The organism is Shimazuella sp. NTD248 (assembly GCF_059510395.1).
Map to the genome: position 1 here is coordinate 394,384 of NZ_JCAJZT010000003.1, position 17,968 is coordinate 412,351.

General features: G+C 34.1%; 12 protein-coding genes and 1 riboswitch. Of the genes, 4 read left to right on the top strand and 8 right to left on the bottom strand.

Annotation, left to right across the window (positions count from 1 at the left end; translation table 11 throughout):
• Window positions 1-153: 153 nt before the first annotated feature.
• Both AC5WOE_RS09160 and AC5WOE_RS09165 read left to right on the top strand, forming a co-directional pair.
• The gene (locus AC5WOE_RS09160; RefSeq protein ID WP_496052425.1) at window positions 154-1,050 is read left to right on the top strand and encodes a DMT family transporter; all 897 of its coding nucleotides are present in this window, start codon (window positions 154-156) and stop codon (window positions 1,048-1,050) included.
• Window positions 1,051-1,157: 107 nt separating this feature from the next.
• Window positions 1,158-1,613 (top strand): PaaI family thioesterase, encoded by a 456-nt coding sequence (locus AC5WOE_RS09165; protein WP_496052426.1) that lies wholly within the window; start codon window positions 1,158-1,160, stop codon window positions 1,611-1,613.
• A gap of 392 nt (window positions 1,614-2,005) precedes the next feature.
• Here AC5WOE_RS09165 and AC5WOE_RS09170 read toward each other — a convergent pair whose 3' ends face one another.
• Window positions 2,006-3,172 carry a cytochrome P450 gene (locus AC5WOE_RS09170; RefSeq protein WP_496050702.1) on the bottom strand — a complete coding sequence of 389 codons (1,167 nt, stop codon included), beginning with the start codon at window positions 3,170-3,172 and terminating at the stop codon, window positions 2,006-2,008.
• Window positions 3,173-3,520: 348 nt separating this feature from the next.
• Between AC5WOE_RS09170 and AC5WOE_RS09175 the strand changes: the two genes are divergently transcribed.
• A complete protein-coding gene (locus AC5WOE_RS09175; RefSeq protein ID WP_496050703.1) occupies window positions 3,521-3,910 on the top strand; it encodes a hypothetical protein in 390 nt (129 codons plus the stop codon).
• Window positions 3,911-5,420: 1,510 nt separating this feature from the next.
• Here AC5WOE_RS09175 and AC5WOE_RS09180 read toward each other — a convergent pair.
• On the bottom strand, window positions 5,421-5,618 hold the full coding sequence (locus AC5WOE_RS09180) for a topology modulation protein (protein WP_496052427.1): 198 nt from the start codon (window positions 5,616-5,618) through the stop codon (window positions 5,421-5,423).
• A gap of 145 nt (window positions 5,619-5,763) precedes the next feature.
• The gene (locus AC5WOE_RS09185) at window positions 5,764-6,531 is read right to left on the bottom strand and encodes an alpha/beta hydrolase (RefSeq protein ID WP_496052428.1); all 768 of its coding nucleotides are present in this window, start codon (window positions 6,529-6,531) and stop codon (window positions 5,764-5,766) included.
• Window positions 6,532-6,755: 224 nt separating this feature from the next.
• Here AC5WOE_RS09185 and AC5WOE_RS09190 point away from each other — a divergent pair, with 224 nt between their 5' ends.
• Window positions 6,756-7,058: a tyrosine-type recombinase/integrase gene (locus AC5WOE_RS09190; protein ID WP_496050707.1), complete on the top strand. Its 303-nt coding sequence runs from the start codon at window positions 6,756-6,758 to the stop codon at window positions 7,056-7,058.
• A gap of 179 nt (window positions 7,059-7,237) precedes the next feature.
• Here AC5WOE_RS09190 and AC5WOE_RS09195 read toward each other — a convergent pair whose 3' ends face one another.
• The 5 genes from AC5WOE_RS09195 to AC5WOE_RS09215 form a co-directional block, all read right to left on the bottom strand.
• Window positions 7,238-8,020 (bottom strand): SDR family NAD(P)-dependent oxidoreductase, encoded by a 783-nt coding sequence (locus AC5WOE_RS09195; protein ID WP_496050708.1) that lies wholly within the window; start codon window positions 8,018-8,020, stop codon window positions 7,238-7,240.
• Between the two features lie 62 nt (window positions 8,021-8,082).
• Entirely contained in the window at window positions 8,083-8,865 is a 783-nt protein-coding gene (locus tag AC5WOE_RS09200; protein ID WP_496052429.1) for an SDR family NAD(P)-dependent oxidoreductase, read from the bottom strand.
• Between the two features lie 222 nt (window positions 8,866-9,087).
• Window positions 9,088-9,278, top strand: a riboswitch (cobalamin riboswitch).
• Window positions 9,279-10,014: 736 nt separating this feature from the next.
• Window positions 10,015-11,655, bottom strand: a complete 1,641-nt coding sequence (locus tag AC5WOE_RS09205) for an RNA-dependent RNA polymerase family protein (RefSeq protein WP_496052430.1) — start codon at window positions 11,653-11,655, stop codon at window positions 10,015-10,017.
• A 604-nt stretch (window positions 11,656-12,259) separates the two neighbouring features.
• Window positions 12,260-14,740 (bottom strand): RNaseH domain-containing protein, encoded by a 2,481-nt coding sequence (locus AC5WOE_RS09210; protein WP_496052431.1) that lies wholly within the window; start codon window positions 14,738-14,740, stop codon window positions 12,260-12,262.
• 6 nt (window positions 14,741-14,746) lie between these two features.
• Window positions 14,747-17,572, bottom strand: a complete 2,826-nt coding sequence (locus AC5WOE_RS09215; RefSeq protein ID WP_496052432.1) for a hypothetical protein — start codon at window positions 17,570-17,572, stop codon at window positions 14,747-14,749.
• Window positions 17,573-17,968 lie beyond the last annotated feature (396 nt).

The window sequence follows — 17,968 nt, forward strand, 5'->3', positions numbered from 1 at the left end:
TACATGAATTAGTTTTGCCATCTTCTTATCTCAAGTTGAACAAATATCATGAGTCTCGGCTCATGTTAACTATGAAAAGAATCAGTTTCACTCATTATATATCTACCAGTATTCTTGACCAAGAACATTACAATTAGTTGGAGGTGTTTCTTCTTGAAACCAAAAGACATCGGTATATTACTTCTACTAGCAGCCTTATGGGGAGCATCCTTTCTTTTCATCCGAGTGTCAGCTCCTGTCTTTGGACCGATTGTACTCATGGATCTCAGAGTTTTGATGGCTGGTTTCGCTCTTATCCTATATTCCGTAGTTTTACGACAACGTCCTCGTTTGCGCCATAAGTGGAAGGAGTATCTACTTCTTGGTGCTTCGAATGCAGCGATCCCATTTTGCCTAATAGCAGCAGCAGAACTTAACCTTGATGCTTCACTGGCTGCAATTTTAAACGCAATGACTCCATTATTCTCCGTTATCATCTTATATTTATGGATAAAAGATCCTTTTACGAAGAAAAAACTGGTTGGTCTTATGTTAGGGATCGTTGGTGTTATTGTACTTGTTGGATGGAATCCTCATCACATGAGTGGACATATGATTATCTCGGTAATTCTCTCCCTTGCAGCAGCGTTTTTCTATGGAATCGGTGGTGTATTTTCGTCAAGAGGATTCAAGGATGAGAAGCCGCTCAACCTGGCGATTGGCCAACAACTGTCCGCAGGCATTATTTTGGCTCCTGTGGCCGTGTTTTTTCTACCAGATCGAATGCCTAGTAGTCCTTCGGTTATATTTTCAGTCCTTGGACTGGCTTTGCTCTCCACATCATTGGCGTATCTCCTTTACTTCTATTTGATAAAGAACATCGGACCAGTCAAGACCCTTAGTGTTAACTTTCTGGTGCCAGTGTTCGGAGTTTTATGGGGTTGGCTATTTCTACATGAATCCCTATCTGTAGGAACTTATCTTGGCTTACTATTGATTCTTATGAGCATCGGGCTGATTTCTAATATCCCACTCAGATTTCGTCGTAAACAAACTCCCACTCAGTGCTAAAAAGCAATCGCCGCCTTACGGATTATGAATTAGTACCAACATTGCCCTACACCATTAATAAAAAAATAGTGTCGGACATATTCAAAAAACCAAAGGGAGAGTTAGTAGTGAAGAAGAAAATGGATGAGATAAAAATTCATGAAAAATACTATGAACAGATTTATAAACAAGTAAAAAACGATCCGTACGCTCAGTCGTTAGGAATTCAGTTAACAAAATTTGAGGTTGGTTTTGCAGAAGCAATGCTAAAAGTACAAAGTCATATGGTTAATGCTTATGGAACCGTTCACGGAGCAATTATTTATGCGTTAGCCGATCACGCTTTTTCAGTAGCCTGTAATGCATATGGAAAAACTTCACTTGGACTCACCACAACCATTCAGTTTATGGAATCAGCTAAAAGCGGAGATAAGATGGTTGCCCGCGCAACAGAGATAAAACGAAACTATCGTACAGGATTCTATCGAATAGATGTCTTATATGAGCAAAATCTGATAGCAACCATGGATGCAGTTTCTTATCGCAAGGATCATTATTTTATCGAGCTTGATGAACAAATTTAAGAATTTCATCCCATTTGAACTAGCAAAGATTGTAGCACAAAGGACAGATCCCATGAGTATACTTGTCTGTTCTGTTTATCCATACCTATTGATATAAAATCCAATAAAATCATGCCGGTTACAATCACCATGCGGGTAAATCCTGCTGTGATGAAATGCATCAAGAGTTTAGTCACCATATCCAAAATTTATTAGATTTGACGGCAAAAAGCCCCCATCCAGCCATCGATGGGGGCAACCTAATTAAAATATACATATGGATCTTTTGGAGCAATAATCATTTGTATCTTACTTTGGAGATATGAACGTTACATTCAACAATATAAAGATTTTGTCTGATTTCTCTAATTCTTTTATATGTCAGTCGACTTTCAAAATAGCTTCTATTATTATTACCGTTTTTGGAAAACTACTGGCAACTCCTTGATCGAGAACATGAGAGCAGTTTGATTCATCATTATTGGACCATTAAACTTTAACTGGAATTGTTTGAACCGTTCAAACAAAATTCTTAGTACAATGTTTGCTTCTAGACGAGCCAAAGGGGCTCCTATACAAAAATGAACTCCATGTCCAAAAGTGGTATGTTTCAAATTGGTTCGATGAAGATCAAACTGATCGGCATTTTCAAACACAGAATCATCCCGATTGGCAGAGCCCATCCAAGTATTGACGAGATCACCTTTTTTAATAAGTTGTCCTCTTAGTTGAACATCTTTAGTAGCGATTCGGGTGGTATATAGAATAGGTGGACGATATCGCAATACTTCCTCAATTGCTTTTCCAATATCTTTTGGATGTTGGTATAGATGTTCTTGCACTTTGGGATTTTCGGTAAAGGTAAGCAGGGAATTACTAATCAGGTTGGTAGTGGTTTCATTTCCAGCTATTAATAAAGTAATACAAAAAGCTAATAACTCTTTGGTCGACAACTTTTCACCATCTATTTCTGCTTGTACGAGTTGAGAGATCAGATCATTCGTGGGATTCTCCTGACGTGTTGTAATCATTTCTATAAAATATTGACCCATCTCTTGCTGAGCTAGGAAATAACCTTCGATTCCACCTTCTACTTCCGACGGTTGTTTGATGAGGATAGTAGACCAATATTTAAATTTTTCTCGATCTTTATAGGGAACGCCTAACATTTTCGCAATAACTTGGATGGGTACCGGGGTTGCTAAATCCTTTGCGATATCCATTTCACCTTGGTCGGCGACTTGATCTAGTAGTTCATTGGTGATCTCTTCAATCCAAGGTTTCATATCTTCAATTGCTTTTGGTGTAAAAGCTCTGGACACTAATGAACGAAGTTTTGTATGGTAAGGCGGATCATTAGCTTGCAATGCTTCCGTTAACGGACTTTCTTCCACTTTAGGAAGATATTCCGCGGAAAAGTTTTCATAATCGCCTAATACGCTTTGTACATCATCATAGCGAAAAACATGCCATGCACCTTTTGAACCAAAAAAGTGTACAAAATCCGCATCGTAGATGACTGGGCTTTCAGCAGTCATTTTTTTAAACCATGGAAAGGGATTAGCAATGGAATGTTTCAAATTAGCTCCTCCAAATTTTCAAAATTTTCATCTCTATATTTTAGTATAAATTAATTTTCTAAAAAAATAAATAAAAAATACTATATCAGAAATAAAAGTAATAGAAAACAACAATTTCATTATTACTAAATTTGTTAATAAAATAATCTTACTATTTGAGCGTAAATTTGATAAACTAAACCATACAGCAGATGAAGCATACTCTTAAACTATTTTTCAAGAAAGAATTTTATAATAAGTGTTATTTTCTAAAAAATATATTAATTTAATTATTGATTCATCTGTATTTATGTGGATATTGTATACAAATCTTACAATTTTGAGGTGTATAAGGGGAGAACTGAACGTATGATTAAATTAATTACAATCTACAAAAATATTGGAGATTTGAATGCTCTACTAAAATTTTATACCGAAGAAGTTTATCCTATCATTCATAACATGCCTGGGATTATTTGTACAGATGTAACTAATATCTCTCATATTAGTCCTGATATTTCAAAAGAACTAAATGGTTTTGAACTTATTATGGAAACATATTTTGAATCCGAAGAAGTTATGCAAGGGCTTGTTTTTTCCGATCTAGGTGGTGAGCTTATGGTAAAGGTAAGAGAAGTTACCCCCTGTGATGTGTCGATATTTACTGGAAAAGTAAAAAGGTTTTCTGGTGAATTGACAGATAACTTACGCCAGACTATAGCGCGGATTGGCTATGAAGGGAATGATTTAACGGAATAGGTTATCCAAAAAAATACATATCCTCATAAAAAGAGCAGACTCTTCCGACCATTGAATCTGCTCTTATTATTTATGAATTTTTAATTCAGTTACTTTTCATTTTTGAAGCTACAACCTTGCTATTACTTGGTGAGAATCCGAAAGTCGTTTCTGAACGATTGAGACATGTCAATGTAGGGATTACATTAGATACATATAGCCATGTACTCCCTCATAAGCAAAAAGATCTTGCTAAAAAATTTAACTAGATATGAAAAAATTAGATTCTAAAAGAGAGAGTTTTAAAAGCGTCTAAATCTTATGTCGTCAAATGAGGTTTTAAAAGCCAAAAGTCCTATAACTCAAGGAAAATCGGCTCTCGTTTAGTGAGTGTCGATTTTCCTTCCATATTAAATATGGGTATATCCTTGGGTTTCCTCTATGTTACGTAGGTGCATGAAGTCCGGTATATCAAGGGTTTGTATTCACTTATGTGTATGTAGGGAAGCCCAAGGATTTTTAGTGTGTGGGCAAAATGTGGTCAGGTGGTTTGGTTGTGTTTTTGGAATATGATTCAACCGTTATCGATTTTAATAAAACTTTAAATTATGGATATCTATTCGCTTGTATGTGTTTGGTTAAACTCTTGAACTCTTCTGTGTCAAATAAAGCCGGATGGGTAATTAAATGAAATAAGAGTGAATGGAGCTAGCGTTATCAAGGTGTTTTGAAATGTGATGCAATAGGAAGAAACGAGAGAAAATATGGTTCATTTGCAATTATGTTTGCTGTTGGTTTACAACTCCTTCTCCTTAATTCTAGAAAAGACATGTAACTATTCAACTGTATACACTTTAAGATGTAATTTGAGTTTTTCGTTCCTTAAAACCATTTATAATACAAACTCTCTAGAATAAAATAAGCTATATATGGAGAGGGGAAATACATTTTGAAATCAGTATTAAAAAGAAAATTAAAAATCTCATTTATCATGTGTTTTTGCATCCCTATATATGTCGTTCTTACATCTTTACTATACTCAGGCTATTCTCAGGATGTACCGCCTTTAGGTCTGCTTTATGCTACATTTCTAATCTCTACACCTATTGTTTTTGTATATTTATTTCCAGTATCCCTATTAGCAGAATACATTTCTAGTCGATATAAATACCAACCAATTCTGTCGCTATTAATTTACATTTTTTTACTGTTCTCTTTCTTAATATAGTACCTCTACTAATAGATGGTATAGGTAAAGGGATACTTTTTCTCAATCCCGGTTATTTGAGATTCACTAGTAGATGTTTTAAATCTAACCCTATCGATAATCTCATTATTTTCATCATAGGCTATTAATTTTAAATCAACTAAATCATTTGACTTTAGGTTCTTTATTTCGTGTTTTAAATCTTTCCCTGACCGAACTTTTTTCCCATCCAAAGTATAAATATCATAGTGGTCTCCTATGGACTTCCAACTAATTGTTATAGAATTCTCTGTAACAAATCAATTTTCTGTTTTGCAAAAACTTTCAAACTAAAAAATCCTTCGATGAATCTGTCCAATTAGGTTTCCAAAATAAAGTATCCATATAGATTGCCTCTATGTCTAAAAATTTACCTAATTGCTTGGCAAGAGTGGATTTTTCAGAACCAGGTGAACTAATGATACAGATTCGTTGCATAAGTTGCTGGATTAATTTTTTTGTTGGTATCACTTGTATGTTCATTTCATTAGCTCCTATTTAGGGCATAAAAAATAGTAAGTATGGTGATTGCCGTTAAACAGCGGCGGACCACCGATCACCTGTTGCTTGATGTGATCAGTGGTCCGTTTTCGACCCACGTCAATGTGCATTTGGGATCAATATTGCCTCAGCTGATGACCTGCTTGACCACCTGCTGAAGCTTTTCCCATGCATCTCCTTCCGGGAAGCCATGGGTTGCTTCTTCGATTCTGACCACCTCTCCTCCAATCAGCCCGTGGAGGACTTCCACACTGGCTGGATCGACGACCTTATCAGGGAATGCCTGAACCAGCACCAGCTTCCTGACTACTTCCGCAAGAGGTGCTGGAGCCAATGATAGCAAGTCTAGCAAGCGCCAGACCAGCCTCATCATCTCTACAACTACCGACAGCGGGAGAAGTTTTGAAACCAATGCCTGCTTCAGGTATTGGCGGTTGGGCTCCCATGGGCGGGGTACGTTGGGGAGGGCAATCCACTCCAGAACCCTGCGTGGCCACCTACTGATCTTTTCCATCAGGGAGGTTGACACCCCGTTTATGGAGACAGGGGTGTTCACTACCAAGACGTTCACTCGCCTCAGTTGGGCTTCTGTGAATACCCCCTCAGCAAGCAACTCAATGAAGGCCCGCAGGATAACTGCACCACCCAACGAGAAGCCGATGAGATAGATTTCCTCGACTTCCTCATCGAGGAGGAGCTCTTTCATCTCCTCCTTAATGAACCGGTTCCACTCATCGCCTGCGACCTTACTAAGGTCACGGTAAGAAGAGCAGTGACCCGGAAGCGTGGGGATTCTCGTCTCAATCCCCTTCCCCTTAAGAAGATCGGCCATCCCGATCGGACCAGTAGGAGAAATCCCCCACATGATCGGTCCTGATCCGATGGCGTGGATCATCAGGGCAACCTTCTTACCCACAGCTTTCCCTTCGTTGACTGTTGAGGATGTGATGCTATCCTCTAGTTTACACGAAAAACAGAACAAGAGAGAATAAATACATTTCCTTATTAAAATCATAAAAAATAGCGAATTCATGCCCGCTATTCGAATTCTCTATATACTTCTCCAACTACTATTGTAAACGATAAAACAGAACATATGGGTTCATATAGGTCTCTATTTTGTATCGCAAAAGTATCAAAGATGTTACTGATCTTAACAAGGACCTCAAGTATGTTATATCCAAAACCAATCTTCCAGAATTAAAGTTTCATGGACTTAGACACACTCATGCTACCCTACTTCTTCAATTAGGAGAAAATCCAAAGGTAGTATCAGAAAGACTGGGTCATGCAGAAATAGGAATTACTTTGAACACATATAGTCATGTATTACCTGACATGCAAAAAAGTATAGCTGATAAATTTGAAAATGCTTTTCAGCAAGCAGACATATCAAAGAAATTCAAAGGAAAAACACTTTAGTTCGGTAAAGGTTACCAAAATGTTACCACAGCCGCTGACCTCGGAAATAGAAAAGCTATAATCCCTTATAAAATAAGGGATTATAGCTCTCAAAAAGTGAGTGCGATTTATACTTCCATTCCTTCTCAGTTGAAACTACTGAATTCAGCTTTAAAGCATACATTTGTCAGCAATTATTCCTATTTTAGAAGGTATCCACCATCTACTGGATAGGTAACACCAGTTATATACTTCGCTCGATTGGAAGATAAGAAGATAACCAGTTCTGCAACATCTTCAGGAGAGCCATAACAACCAAGCGGAATAGATTGTAAAATTCCCTCTTTTGCTAGATTAGGGTCTTCCGGCAATAATTGATATTCGAGTGATCTCATCATTTTTGATTCAATTGGCGATGAACATACACAATTTATACGTATGCCAAAACTAGCATTCTCTAGTGCAGCAGATCTGATTATGCCAACAATTGCATGATTTGACATTACAAAAGGAGACAGAAGTGGTACTCCTCTTAGAGCCAACTGGCTACCTACACTAACAATCGATCCGGATTGTTGTTTTTGCATTATAGGAAGGACATGTTTTAAGCAGTGAAAAAATCCGAGAATATTTAAACGATAAACCTCATCTATACTTTCTTCTCCAAGTTGAGTAATGGGACCTACTGTTCCTACTATCCCTGCACTATTAATAAAGACATCTATTTTCTCAAAATGGTCTACTGCTTTTTGTATAAAGTCTGCTACTTGTTGTCTATCTCTAATATCTGCTATTATTAACAATGCATTTGTGTCGTTTAAGTTTAAGTGCTCTGCTAATTTATCCAATCCTTCTTTGTTTATATCAACTAAAACTAATTTTGCCCCTTCTTTATGATATTTTTCTGTGAGAACGCTTCCAATATCTCCAGCAGCACCTGTAATAACGACAACTTTTTCTTTGAACTCCATAATAAATCCCATCATACAACTCCCTTTTGAAATTAAGTTTATTAGCCAGTGTACTTAAATTATAAATAAAATTCCTATTTTAGTAAGAATCCACCATCTATTGGATAGGTAACACCAGTTATATACTTTGCTTGATTGGAGGATAAAAAGATAACTAGATCTGCAACATCTCCAGGGGAACCATAATAACCAAACGGGATTAATTGTAATAAACCTTCTCTTGTTAGTTTGGGATCTTCGGGTAATATTTGATTTTCGATAGAACTCATCATTCTTGACTCGATTGGCGCAGCAAGCACACAATTTATACGTATGCCATAGCTAGCACTCTCTAGTGCCGCAGATTTCGCTAAGCCAACAATTGCGTGATTTGTCATTACATAAGGAGTAAAAAATGGATGTCCTCTTTCAGCCAACAAAGCACATACATTAATGATCACTCCAAATTTTTGCCTTTGCATAAGAGAAAGAACATGTTTTAAACAGTGAAAAAATCCAAGAATATTTAACTGATAAACTTCATCCATGTTTTCTTCTTCAAGATGTGTAAGGAGACCTAATGTCCCTTCTGTTCCTGCATTATTTATAAAAACATCAATTTTCCCAAAGTAGTCTTCTGTTTTTTGTATAAAGGCTGCTACTTGTTGACCATCTCTAACATCTGCATTTATTAACAAAGCATTTATATCGTCTACATCTAAATGCTTTGCTAGTTTATCCAACCCATCTTTGTCTATATCAACTAAAACTAACATTGCTCCTTCTTGGTGAAATTTTTCAGCAAGAACACTTCCAATATCCCCAGCAGCACCAGTAATAACGACAACTTTCTCTTTGAATTCCATATGAAAACCCATAGTAATAACTCCTTTTCAAGATAGATGAATAAATTACTTATTAAACGTACATTGATTAGTTTTTAAATAAATAATTCAATTTTTAATTTTATAAATAATCAATACTATTTTATTTGATATAAGTTTAGCACACATTGATTAAATAGTCATAAAATTTATTCTATTTAACTCTTACTATAAAGCATATACATTAATCAAAACTCACCAATTTTAAACTTTGAATATTTTTATTACAATCAAAATTCTTTGTATATCTAAAGATGAAAAGGGGAATCTGGTGAAATTTCAACACGGTTCCGCCACTGTAAGAGGGTTGTCAACCATAAATATCACCACTGATCATCTTGATTTGGAAGGTATGTAGCTGATGATGATCCTCAAGTCAGGAGACCTGCCTATTTCGACAACACTGCTACGGGAGATAGGGAGGGTGTTAATGAAGAGGGGAAAATCCCAAAGGTAGTATTAGAAAGACTTGGTCATGCAGAAGTAGGTATAACCTTGAATACTTATAGTCATGTATTGTCAAACATACAAAAAAGTTTAGCAGATAATATTGAAAATGATATTCAAATCGAGAATGCTTCCATCGATAAGAAAGGTAAAATACTTTAGCACAATAAAGGTTACCAAACGAGGTATTAAACAAAAACGAAAAGCCAAAAGTCCTTATAAATCAAGGAAAATTGGCTCTCGTTTAGTGAGTGTCGATTATACTTCCATATTAAATATAGGTGATTCCTTGGGTTTCCTCTGGGTTACATAAGTGCATGAAGTCCTGTATATCAAGGGTTTGTGTTCATTTGTGTGTATGTGGGAGAACCCAAGGATTTTTAGTGTGTGGGCAAAATGTGGGCAATTAGGTTGGGATGTGTTATGGGAATATGATTCGAGTGTTATTAATTTTAATAAAACTTTAAATTATGGTTATCTATTCAGCATTATGTGTTGAAACTTCTTCTATGTTAAATAAAAACGGATGGGTAATTAAATAAAAACAAGAGTGAATTAAGCTAGAGAAATCAAGGAGTTATCTAATATTATGTAGTAGAAGGAAATGAGAGAAAATCGGTTCGTTTGCAATGTAGTAGTCAGCGTTTATTATAGAGAGAAATGTTTTTTCTGTACCTTTACTGTCACAAAAAAGCACTAATTTTCCTTTATGTATTCAAGAAATGCTTTATCTTCAGGCAAATTAAAGTATTCATTCAAAATATCTCCCCCTTTTCCTCGCCGTAGCTCAGAAATAAAATACAAGGCATACCTTCTTTCTAGCCGATTTATTCGATGAGAGGACTTCCCAATATGTGTTTTTAGTTTTTTAAGAATTCCTTTATTTTCGGGTCTTTCAAGGATATCCGCATGGTCTATTAAAAATTTTAAACATATACATCTTGAATACCATTGATAATTTTGATCTACTGCTTTGAAATAGTACTTATAAAAAAAATCAATGTCTTCATCACAACAAGTACCCACTAAAAGTTCGAGAATGAAATACTCAACATTTGGATAAACATTTTGTTTACTAGTCAAAAATTCCTTTAAAAAACTTTTCAGTTTTGGATATGTGTTTATTAGACATCGAAAAAATGGAAAATGATCCTCACTAAGACGAAATAAAAGCTTTGGTTCATTTATAATTGATAGTATTAATTCATGGACTTCATCATAGTTAGAAAACAAAGTGTTTATTGTGTCTTGTTTCATAAGTCTTTTATTTGTAATTAATGTCTTTAGCGCATATGAAGCTGGAGTAAACCATCTGCCTTTATGATATGCATATAGTTTTTGATATTTATTAAGCAGAAAGTTTACATTTGTTTTATTTTCTTTAATTTCATTGATCTCATCAAAGAGCCAATAATCTGCAAATTGGATAGAATCGAAAAAATCTAGTTTTCCTTCATTAATATGTAATTTAATTTTATTTAATTCAAATGATACTTGTTGAACTAACTTTAATACCTCATTCTTATCTCCATTTAAACTAAACCACATGTCATCTGCATAACGAGTATAAAAGCCATTGTTACTAAATTTATCGTACACATGCTGACTTATATTCTTATCAAAAGATGCCAAGTAAAAATTCGCTAATAGTCTGGACATTTCTCCCACATCCTCTTGCGGTACACCCACACTAGATGAGTTATAACCCAAGTCTGTTTTGTCTGATAGACGTAGGAAGTTGAACAATAAATCAATAGTCTTAGATTTACCATTTACAACATTTCTAATTTTGTTTTCAAGTACATCCAGATTTATATCATCGTAAAAATGAGCAAAATCAATATGTATATAGTAATCGAACCCTCTGTCAAATAATGATTTAGCTAAACGTTGGTATTCATTCCACTCCTTTTTGAATCTATTTTTTGATAAACCTCCTTCATATTCTGTAGGGTGATCTTCCAATTGATTTAACTCTTGTTCTGTCATTCTCAAATCTGGAGTGAATTTAAATCCCCCAAAAACAAATTGAGTCTTTTTTATTTCATTAGTTAGTTCTTTCTGTAAATTTTTCACACAATAATAGTAAATACATGTGTCAGCTAATGTATACAATTTGATTTTTCTTAAGATACCATTTGATTTAGGTGAATAGTAATAACAAGGTTTACTAATATGATGTTCAAAATTATTAATACTTCTGGCTAAACTAGATAAAAAATTATCTTTTTCAATATCCTTGTAATTTACGATATCTTTAAATAGAGAATCTTTGCTTATTTTATTCCAAAATTTGTTATCTATTGAAGCTTTAAATTTTTTGACATCTATTATCAAAATCCTGCCTCTTTTCCATTACAGTCTTTATTAATTATTCTAATAATATTTATGATTCCCTCCATATAACATTACGAACAGTTTAGAAAAATGAACAAAATTAGAATGAGTATTCTGAAACCATACATGGGGGAAATGAGCTATGGAAAAATTTATTAAGAAGACAACAGGAATGAATTTTAAGTCTAGTACAAGAAATGGGTTATATGTTGCTTACATACTTGTAATATACAGAAATGAGTAAAGAAGAAAGTTTTAAGACTTATGAGGGGAATTCTTGATTTGTATAACTTATATGATCAAATCAGTATTTTAATAAAACTGGAGCCAAAATCCCTGAAATACTAGGAATTCTGACTCTGGTCGTTTAGAATAATTACATTTCTTAATAAATGCTGGTATTTCCTTTGGTTTTCTCTGTATTACATATGTGCATGAAGTCCAGATCAAGGTTTTCTGTTTATTCATGGTGAATTTGGATTTTTAGTGTGTGGGCAAAATGTAGTAAGTGAGTTGAATTGTGTCTTTTAGATGTTTTTTAATACCAATAAGTCAAGAAAAAATACAATCGAATTTCCTATTGACCTATTATCATTGAAGTTTCTTATTTCACAAAAATATATTCCTCCAATAACTTAGCTAGATGAATTGGTAGTGGATTTTCTAAGTAATCATCTGTTTGTACAGAGATATTTCTTAGACCATGAGTCAATTTTGCTAATCCGAATGAATCCGAATATTTTTTGTTATATGCAAGTATTGTTAATTCGACTGCAGTTTCACGGCGAAATGAAGTACTTTCGTTCTCTAACTTTGTTCCAGGGGATACTCGAAAAGTGTTAGGTTTCCTAGCAATACTGAAGAATACATTTTCGTTCCATCGGACTAATCCAGTTTGTAAAGCTTCTGGAACATCTTTTATTTGTAGTTCTTTTTCTTTCAAATAAATTCCCCTACCAGTCCATTCAGGAGTCTCATTACGATCCTCTTGTCTAACTCTTATTATTGAATATTTCTCTGTAGATAGATAGCGATCTTTACCAAGTATAATTTCGTTCTCTGAAATTATTGTGTTTTGGAACCAAGGAACTACTGAACGTATATTTTGTGCTACAGCAAATAAAATCGTATGATCTACATTGTATAAACTCCTAAACTGTTCCAATGCCTTGTATAATAAAAAACTTACTTTATCTTTCTCTGCTGTAATTGTTTTCGCCACATTCTTTGCCAAAATTTGAGGAAGTAATCTGTAGGGAACCCAGTTTTCTCTGATTGTAGGCGCATTTGCATATATTTCCTCACCTAATAATGAAACTAGTAATGGAATAAATTTTCCAGATTGTTTAATAACATGAATCCCAACTAGTCCAGTTTTCACAGGGAATTTTTTATAAATACTTTTTAAATTACCAAACTGACGCCTCATATCTCTTACAGCACTCAAACACCTATGTTCAATGCTAGCAACCTTATTTTTTTTATTTGATTTATTATCGTTTTCTTTTGGCCCAATTGGGACGATAAATTGAGTTAATATTCCCTTTTTTGCGAATGAATTTCGTAAAATATCTTTTGGATCAGTTCCTTCTTCAAAAGACTCCTTATTCGGTAGCTCAATAAAAGCAAATGATGTAACATTATTATCCTCTACTGCCTTACGTATACTTCCCGCATATTTTTTTCTAGCTTCATTTACCTTTTTATCCTTTACATTAATATCATAAGGATTATCACCAAACATCTCAAAAGCAGATACACATTTAATTCTTATACTCTTCTGATCTAGTTGAAAGACTTCTTCTTGTCCTGTCTGATTCAAATTAAATTCCTTCATTAAAGCTTTGACTAATTCATCTTTCCATTTTGAATCCGTATAAACTATTTGCACAATATCGGGTAAAATATGATTTTGAAATCCTGATTTTCCAGACGAACTATTGAATGATAATTTAGGCAAATGTGGGAAAGAGTCTCCAAAACCTGACCATACATTTCGTAACTGGCTCTTAATCTGCTCAGCAAGTTGTAATCTCTCTTGATTTCCTAATCCAGATTTAACTGAATGTATATTCTTAAAATGATTCCCATAAGGTATCGCGATACTTAGATAATTGTTTTGATCCAGATAATAAGCAGGATTTTTTTTAAATTCATCGATTGGAGGCAATAATTTCTCACTGCCCATCATCTTTAACATTGCCTCAGAAAAACTTGGCCACTTTGCATATTTACTACCTATTTTAAATTCAATAATTGATACTGAGGGACCACCTTTTCCGATAACATAATCTTCGGGTAATTGGTAGAATAAATTAACTCTCGTTTTTGGATTTCTAAGAAAAGCGGAATTTGCACATCGAAATAATTTAGGGTGTATAAACAAGTACATCGATCTATCAAAGGGAATAGATTGTAGAGACAATTCAACTGAATAAGACCATTTTCCAATTTCTCCATGTGGCTTCCAACTAATTAACTTATCATCTCCATCCTTATCTAATAGTTTAGTAAAGTTCCCATAAAAATTCATTTCTTTACCTTTTATACTAAATGACATCTGATTTAATTCATGTAGTATATAACGAATAAAAATTAAATAGGTATTACTTCCTATCTTAGGTTCACAATCCATTTTAGCAGTTCCATTTGGATTTAATCCAAACAGAAACTTGATATCTAGTTTTTCTTCTTCCAAATCAAGTATAGAAAGATCAATACGGTTTTTTGGATAATAAATATTTACCCATTCCTTAATGAATTGGAGAATGTCTTCTTTTGGTAACTTTTCTTTGGAAAGTATCCATGGTAAATGTAATTCCGAATTCTTCACAGGATTTACATGAACTATATCAGAATACATTTCCGCTAAGAAAGCATTCAATTCCTGCAGACAAAGATAGTGTTCATAGTTTTTTCTTCTATCATCTTCCATAAAAGAATCGATAATTCGGAAAACGAGTTTCGGAAACAAATAGGCATAAAGATCGACCCTCATTTCACTGCCTTTTATGGGTACTGCAAGAAATTTTAATTCATCTACTTTGTATTTTTTTTCTACTTTTTTCTTTGTTGTTGTATCCATTTTGATTCACCTCTTCATATTCATCAAACCATCAATTCTAAAGCCATACAAAATTCTCATTATTTCTTCATCAACTGGCTTTTCCATAGGTCTGTTTAAAATTTCTTTCCATCCTTCTAACATACTTGTTTTAAAGGTATCCTTCTTTCCTTCTCCAAATAGAGGTGAGAAACTGTCATCTAAGAAAAATACATTTGCATCCTGAGGTTCAATTCCTCTAAATAGTCTTCCTTCGATTTGCGAACAATTTGTGTTTGTGTCCATCAGAAGGCCATCTCGTAATTCTCCTAGTGAGCGATACCCACAATTCTGCTGAAAATACTCTTTTTGAATGATATAAGCCTTTCTCTTAATTGTCATCATTTCCTCGTACAGTGATTCATTTTCATTTTGGGAATCTTTATAGGCCGACAGAGCATATGCATTTAACAGATTGGCCATACCCAATAGATCTCGAGGTCTAGGAAATGGACGAACCAAATAAAACAAATTGGAAAATGCCGCCACTTTTTCACCATTAACATTTGTCAATATATTATGTCCTCGTTCAAGTGATAACAAAGGTGCAATAAGTACTGTTTTCAAGCCTTTACTAGCAAAACTCGAAACATTTTGCCTTTCAATATAGAATTCTTTCCATTTTTCATCCTGTTTTTCATTTCCAGAAACAAGTACAAATACTCTTCTTTCCTGAAAAAATGATGTATTTTTAAATGCATCTAAGCAGTGGAGTGCTTCCTGATACGATCCAGTTATTAGCAAGGCTCTTTGTCTACCTTCAGGTGAATTATCTAAAATATTTTCTAGATAGTTGTTTCGAAGAAGAAATTGAATCTGTTCCTCTAACGCACTGAATCTGGCTCCATTACGTTTTCCTGATACTTTTGTTGTTTTTACAAATTCATACTTAACTTTTGCCTGCCTATGCCCTTTTTTAGAAATGATATATTGAACAGGTACTTCAATGTGGTATTTAGGAGACAAAGGTGCGTAGCTAGTTGCACTAAGTAAAACAGTATGAGCACCATTTTTTCCATCTAAATTGGAAAACAACTCAGAAAAGTGATTAATTATATATCTTCCGATACCGAGATAGCGAAAAATTTGTAACTCTCCACCTTGTTTCACTTCATCTTCTTGATATTCATAACGAAATCCAAACTGAGTTCCCACCGGATTAATAGGTACAATCCCTCTATAATCTTTTGGAAGATTATAAAAAAAGGAACCAGAGGTAGTCGTCTTTCCGATTTCAAGAAATTCTTTCACATGGGAATATAATTCAGTAAGAAGGTACAAACGTTTTTCAAAATAACAAACAAATAACGCAAACGAAAAACGGTTCACTAATTGTGTAAAGTCTCCACAAATCAATCCTTTTTCTGTAATCAACTCCCCGAGAAAAGTTTCTAACAATACCTTTCGTTGTGTAAAATCGGAATTCTCCGTAATGTTGTAAAGTTGATTTTGAGACGCTGTCAGTTCTATCTGCTTCTCTAACCCATCGTCTTTGTAAGCATCATAAAAACCAAAAAATAGATTTAGCAAGTCTAGATATTTATTATATTTCTCTTTATTTTCATTGTCCTTACTTTCAACCAACCATCCAAAAGAACCATCATCTTTTTTTATCGACACCAATTGAATTGCAAGTTTACTTAGTAATTGTTTCCCTGTAAATGATTTAGAATCCATAAAACTTTTTATATTCTTTTTTGTACTGCTATTCTCAAGTAAATATCGAATTTCACTTTCAGCGTATTCTGCCTGCTTTAAGCTTGATAGCCAATCTCGAATATCTGGATTATGCCATTGAATTGAGGGATTTTCTCTTACAACCGATTTCACTTCATCAGCTATTTTTGTAAGCCACCCTCCCAAATCATCTTTTAGGGATTCATTTGGAATAAATTTCTCATCCGTAACATGCTGACAACGATCTGATTCATCGATAAAAATTAAGCTAGATTTTCTAAGGATATACTCTAAAAACAAAATATCTTTGCTTGTTCTAGAAACAGGAATCCTCTGTGTTAAAATACTCTGCATATTGCTAATGAAAACTTCAGCATTATCCAAATCATCGTTCACTTTGTGATAAGAACATTTGTTGATAAATGGACATATTTTATAACTAATTTTGGATGTATTTTCTCTAGTATCTGGATCAACCAGCGTTTCACAAGGAGGTGAATCTTGAATTAAGTTCCCTAACGATCCTTCGTTTGTTAAAGGACAACCAAATGTTAGATACTTAAATGATTTTTTTTGAAAAATATCTAAACCATTACCTAACTTTTCTTCCTCATCAATCGATTGCAAATATTGCTTTACGTGATTTTTTCTGTTTCTTGGACTCATTATTGGAATAGCATTAATACCCAATTCATCAAAACGATCTACCAGTGTTAACATTTCTTGTATATCTTTGACAATAATAGCTACTTTTTCTTTTCTTGTTTTGACCATAAAATACGTTGCTACTTCGATTAGACTTGATTTCCCTACAGATAGGGGACCTACCCAATGCTGTGTCCCTTTAAAGTTCAATATTTCAGTTTTCTTTATTTGATCTATTACCTCGTTAAATTCTAAAGGCTTCATTCTATCGTACCAATGCATTGTTGGAAGTTCCTTCTCCCGTCTTAGATCGTCCATTTCTTTAGCAGTAAAAAGCAATTGTGAAACTGGTATAGTAATATCTTCACGATTCTCTACATGTCCTAGATCCAGTTCTTTTGGGACATAAAAAGTCCTTAAATATATAGGTATTGGAATTTTCTCAAATCTGTTAGTAGAATTACTCCAAAATTCTGATTTTTGCTTTTCCAATACTTGAATGTTTCGATCTTTTAATCCTAGATAGTTATTTAAAACGTTTTCATATTCCTGTTTTCGATTTTTATGAGTGAGGTTATTCCAATCAAATAACCCATTAGTGAATGAAACATGCAACCCTATTTCTTTGAGTTCTATATACTGGGAGATTTTTTGGTTTACTAATCTCTTTACCTTCCAATGGGGCAATAAACTTTGAACGTTTGCAAGAATATGTTGTTCAACCTTCGATTTTTTTACCATACTTGGAAGCACACTGCTATAAAAAAGAAAAGGTATCGCTTCGATTTTCTTTTCACTTGGATATAACAGCTTCATACTACAAATCGCAAGTTCTACTTCAATTATACAAATGGCTTCTTTTCTGGCCTTTTTCATATTTTTTGCCAA

Excerpts from the sequence above, each read along its gene's own strand:
- AC5WOE_RS09175 (WP_496050703.1), top strand. The coding sequence starts at position 3,521 with ATGATTAAATTAATTACAATCTACAAAAATATTGGAGATTTGAATGCT.
- AC5WOE_RS09180 (WP_496052427.1), bottom strand. The coding sequence starts at position 5,618 with ATGAACATACAAGTGATACCAACAAAAAAATTAATCCAGCAACTTATG.
- AC5WOE_RS09185 (WP_496052428.1), bottom strand. The coding sequence starts at position 6,531 with ATGATCCACGCCATCGGATCAGGACCGATCATGTGGGGGATTTCTCCT.
- AC5WOE_RS09195 (WP_496050708.1), bottom strand. The coding sequence starts at position 8,020 with ATGGGATTTATTATGGAGTTCAAAGAAAAAGTTGTCGTTATTACAGGT.
- AC5WOE_RS09200 (WP_496052429.1), bottom strand. The coding sequence starts at position 8,865 with ATGGGTTTTCATATGGAATTCAAAGAGAAAGTTGTCGTTATTACTGGT.
- AC5WOE_RS09210 (WP_496052431.1), bottom strand. The coding sequence starts at position 14,740 with ATGGATACAACAACAAAGAAAAAAGTAGAAAAAAAATACAAAGTAGAT.